This window comes from Brachybacterium vulturis (assembly GCF_043641765.1).
In the GTDB taxonomy this organism is placed as follows: domain Bacteria; phylum Actinomycetota; class Actinomycetes; order Actinomycetales; family Dermabacteraceae; genus Brachybacterium; species Brachybacterium vulturis_A.
The window spans coordinates 1-4,121 of record NZ_JBHZRO010000040.1; the positions used below are offsets into that span (position 1 = coordinate 1).

At 64.6% G+C, this 4,121-nt stretch carries 2 protein-coding genes and 4 pseudogenes; 2 read left to right on the forward strand and 4 right to left on the reverse strand.

From position 1 onward, the window contains the following. Nucleotides 1-194: pseudogene (locus ACHUEU_RS16375) on the reverse strand (HNH endonuclease); the annotation flags it as partial. A 629-nt stretch (nucleotides 195-823) separates the two neighbouring features. Between ACHUEU_RS16375 and ACHUEU_RS16380 the strand changes: the two are divergent. After that, nucleotides 824-2,133: pseudogene (locus ACHUEU_RS16380) on the forward strand (ISL3 family transposase). Nucleotides 2,134-2,207: 74 nt separating this feature from the next. On the opposite strand, the gene ACHUEU_RS16385 reads toward ACHUEU_RS16380, so the two are convergent. Then, the gene (locus ACHUEU_RS16385) at nucleotides 2,208-2,801 is read right to left on the reverse strand and encodes a hypothetical protein (RefSeq protein ID WP_394217152.1); all 594 of its coding nucleotides are present in this window, start codon (nucleotides 2,799-2,801) and stop codon (nucleotides 2,208-2,210) included. A gap of 65 nt (nucleotides 2,802-2,866) precedes the next feature. Continuing rightward, on the reverse strand, nucleotides 2,867-3,382 hold the full coding sequence (locus ACHUEU_RS16390; protein ID WP_394217153.1) for a lactococcin 972 family bacteriocin: 516 nt from the start codon (nucleotides 3,380-3,382) through the stop codon (nucleotides 2,867-2,869). A 133-nt stretch (nucleotides 3,383-3,515) separates the two neighbouring features. Between ACHUEU_RS16390 and ACHUEU_RS16500 the strand changes: the two are divergent. Beyond that, nucleotides 3,516-3,803, forward strand: a pseudogene (locus tag ACHUEU_RS16500) (IS1634 family transposase); the annotation flags it as partial. Here ACHUEU_RS16500 and ACHUEU_RS16400 read toward each other — a convergent pair. Then, nucleotides 3,766-4,031 (reverse strand): annotated as a pseudogene (locus ACHUEU_RS16400) (transposase); the annotation flags it as partial. The pseudogenes ACHUEU_RS16500 and ACHUEU_RS16400 overlap by 38 nt on opposite strands. Between the last annotated feature and the right edge of the window lie 90 nt (nucleotides 4,032-4,121).

Here is a 4,121-nt window from a genome sequence, read left to right on the forward strand (position 1 = left end):
AGCACCCGGGCTGCTTCGAGGCTGCCCGGCTCCACCTCCTCCAGGATGTACTCCTCGGACAGTGCGCGCCGCGCCCGCACCCGCCACGACAGCCCCTCACCAGAGGCATCGGCGGCGGGGCCTGCACCGCCACGCCCGGAGGTCTCGTCGGGCCCGTGCTTGCGACCGAACTCCTCGTCCTCGAACTCCCCCATCACCTCCACCCCCTTCCCGGCATCAGAACATTCCGCGAACTCCTCGAACAATATGCTTCAACCCTATTCCTTACCCCTCTCCCTACTGAAGGGTCATCAGCAAATGGGGATGAATCTGTGGATAACCACGATGTGTGGAGGAAAGGTTCTGTGGACAACCCCTCTGTGGGGAGGAACGGTCACTCTCACCGAGACCGCCTCTGAGCCCTGAAATTCACCCTGCAGTCCCCATCGCGACCTCTCCCGGAGTCCTTTCCGACAGCCGCGGCCATGCCGGCTCAGCTGCTGACTCAGCAGCACACAGCACTTCGCCGGAGGTATCGCCCGGACGGTGAGCTGTGCGTCGCAGCCGCAGAGCTCCGCCCCGCAGTGCCCGCGCAAAGGGAGCCACATTTCTTGGCATCATTTCGGGACCCCCGTCAACACTCAGGACAGAAATGTGGATACCGGGGTACTGCGGAGGAACGATCGTGAGCACTGTTCACAGTGTGCACAATTCTGGGGATAACTGGCTCTTCGCAGTTGAGGGGGTAGCTGCAAGGCGGATGGTGGGCGCGTCGGTGTCGGGATAGACGTCGAGGTCTCCCGATGATGGAAGTTCTCACACTCGCCATCAGGAAGACCTCGACGTGCCCAAAGCTACCTTCGACAGCCCCGATCTGACGACCTTCGCACGCCTGGACGAACTCGGCCTGGTCGTCGTAGGGCAATGCCTCTCGGCTGAGCGGGCGGTGCTCGAGTGTCGACTGGCGAAGGAGGATCCGTGGTGCCGCGCCTGCGGAGCATGGTCGACCTCGCGCGGCACGATCACGCGTCGCCTGGCTCACGAGCCGTTCGGCCACCGGCCCACGATCCTGCTGGTGCGGATTCGGCGCTACCGGTGCGAGCACTGCGGGAACCGCTGGCGCGAGGACTGCACGTCGGTGGCGCCCGAGCGGGCGAAACTCTCCCGCGGCGGGATGCGGTGGGCGCTGGAAGCGTTGGTCATCGATCACCTCTCGATCGCAAGGATCGCCGCCGGGCTGGACGTCGCCTGGCACACCGCCAACGACGCTGTCCTCGCCGAGGGCCAGCGGTTGCTGATCGATGACCCGGCCCGCTTCGACGCCGTCCACGTGATCGGAGTCGACGAGCACGTCTGGCGCCACACCCGACGCGGGGACAAGTACGTCTGTGATCATCGATCTCACCCCGGCCAGGGACAAGACCGGGCCCGCGAGGCTGCTGGACATGATCCCCGGCCGCTCCAAAGCAGCGTTCAAAGCCTGGCTCCAGGCACGTCCCGAGTCGTGGAAGGAGCGCATCGAGGTCGTCGCGATGGACGGGTTCTCCGGCTTCAAGACCGCGACCGGCGAGGCCCTCCCGGACGCGGTCGCGGTCATGGACCCCTTCCACGTCGTCCGCTTGGCTGGGGACGCTTTGGACGACTGCCGAGGCCGCGTTCAGCAGCAGCTTCACCAACGCAGAGGCCGCAAGAAGGACCCCCTCTACAAGACGCGCCGCACCCTGCACACCGGGACCACGCTGCTGACCGATCGTCAATGCGAGCGTCTCAGTGCGCTGTTCGAGCGCGAGAAGCACGTCGCGGTCGAGGCGACCTGGGAGGTCTACCAGGCCATGCTCGCTGCCTATCGCGAGCCCGACCGGGCGAAGGCTAGAGCCATGATGGAGAAGTTGATCGGGGCGCTTGGCAAGAAGGTGCCGGATGTCCTGCCCGAGCTGGCCAAGCTTGGCCGAACGCTGACGAAACGAGCTGCGGACGTGTTGGCGTTCTTCGACCGGCCCGGCACCAGCAACGGCCCGACCGAAGCGATTCAATGGCCGCCTCGAACACCTCCGCGGCTCCGCCCTCGGGTTCCGCAACCTCACCCACTACATCGCCCGCAGCCTCCTCGAGGCCGGAGGCTTCAGACCCCTGCTACACCCTCAAATGCGATGAGCCGGATTGATCGTCACCTCCGACAGCTGAATCCCCGGGAGAATCATCTCTCAGGGAGTCTGTCTTCTCCAGCCTCACCGCGCATGCGAGGTTCTTCGCACCGTGCTCGGCCGGGAGGCGAAGATGATGACAGCGAGGACCGCGGCCCCGATCACGACGAGCGACACCGCCTGCTGAACAGGGTCGTAGAACACGCTCGTGGGCGGGAGGCCGGGTTCCGGGTACTGCGCAAAGGCGAAATACGCTACCAGGGCTGGAATGGATGCAAAAGCTGGGATTTGCCACCGCGACGTCCCCTTGGCGACAGGGATCACAACCCGGAACGTCGCGCACATCAGGAGCGCTGCCACCGTATAGACCGCACCGAACAGAAAGTCCGGTGGCCCTACCGCGATAGTCGTCGGGCGTAGAGCCTGCTCGAGGAAGTCGTAGACGTAGTACGTGATGACGGCCGACTCGATGAACAGGAACGGTCGCCAGAAATGAGCCCACGTGCCGCTTCCTGCCCATGCGACGACATAGGACACGCCGACCCAGGCCCAGATCCCTCCCAAGAGCTTGGAGAGAAAGACCTGACCGGTGAACGCAGTCGCGTTGACCACGCAGACGAGGAGCCCGAAGCCGATCCCTGCGACGAGGGCCAACAGGGGGCGCAACCCGAAGGGCACAGCGCATGATCTTTTCGATCGCCCGCCGTGCCCTTCGGTGTCTCCGAGAGAACTATCAGCGTGGCTCAGAGGTTGCTCCAGTACGCGTAGCAGGTCGCAAACGTCCAAGAACCCACATTTGCGAACGCGAGCTCGCCCGCCGACTCCACATCCACGTCTGTCTTCCCGTTCATTGCGACCGTGGCCGAATGACGCCGACTGCCGTGGTAGTACTGCGACGTACAGGTCTTCTGCCCACCGCCGTTGATGCTCGTCCCGTACGTCCACTCGCCTCCGCCAACGTACTCCGTCGCGTACGGCGAAACAGTGCCTGGCTCCGAAGTGGGGATCGACGTGATGTCCTCCGGCGTGACCGTCACGGTGCCGTCACCTATAAATGCGACCCAGCCACCCGTGGCCGTCGTACCAGCATCGATGATCTGGACGTCGCCTTCCATCGACACCACGGAACCGCCGTAGCTCGCGGACTCCGGTGCCGCGCTGTCGGCGCTGGCCACACTGGCACCCCCGAGCACCACGAGGCCTGCGGCCGCGAACACCGAGAGAGCACGCCCCCGCGTTGACCTTTTCTTCATGCGCATGTTCACGTTCCCCTTATTGAGCACGCCTTCTGCGCACTCAGACTGTGGTGGATGACCCCAGCACCCACCAATGATGACCATCTGTTGCGGAGCATCTGAATGCTCTAGGTCACATTCAAGCACAGGATTGAATCAGTCTTTCCGGGATGAGCAAGACGGACCTCCGGGCCAGGCCCACGTTCCACCGACAACGCGATGCGCTCGAAGCCCACCTGACGATCGTGTTCACCGCGCTAGCGATCGCCCGCTACCTCCAGACTGCCACCGGGTTCAGGATCCGGAAGATCATCCGCACCCTGAAGCCGCTGCTCGAGCTCTAGATCAACATCGGCGGACACCTCCACACCGCCGCCGCCCCCTCACCGACGATGCCCGCTACATCCTCAACGCCCTCGAGACCCCGGACGCCGTGGGTCACTAAACCTGTGCAAGTCGGGTCTGAATCCGCCGGCTTCGAGGAGGCTACGGGCGATGTAGTGGGTGAGGTTGCGGAAGCCGAGGGCGATGCCGCGGAGGTGCTCGAGCCGGCCGTTGAATCGCCTCGGTCGGTCAGTTGCTGGTGCCGGGTCGGTCGAAGAAGCTCAGCACGTCCTGGGTGCGCTGGTTCAGTCCGCCCGAGCTTGGCGATCTCGGGCAGCTGCTCGGGGATTCTGCGGGCCAGGCCGGGGTTCCGCAGAATTGGGTGCGGCTAGAGGCATGGATGTGCGCGCTGATCTGCGGTAACACCCTCTGCGGCGAG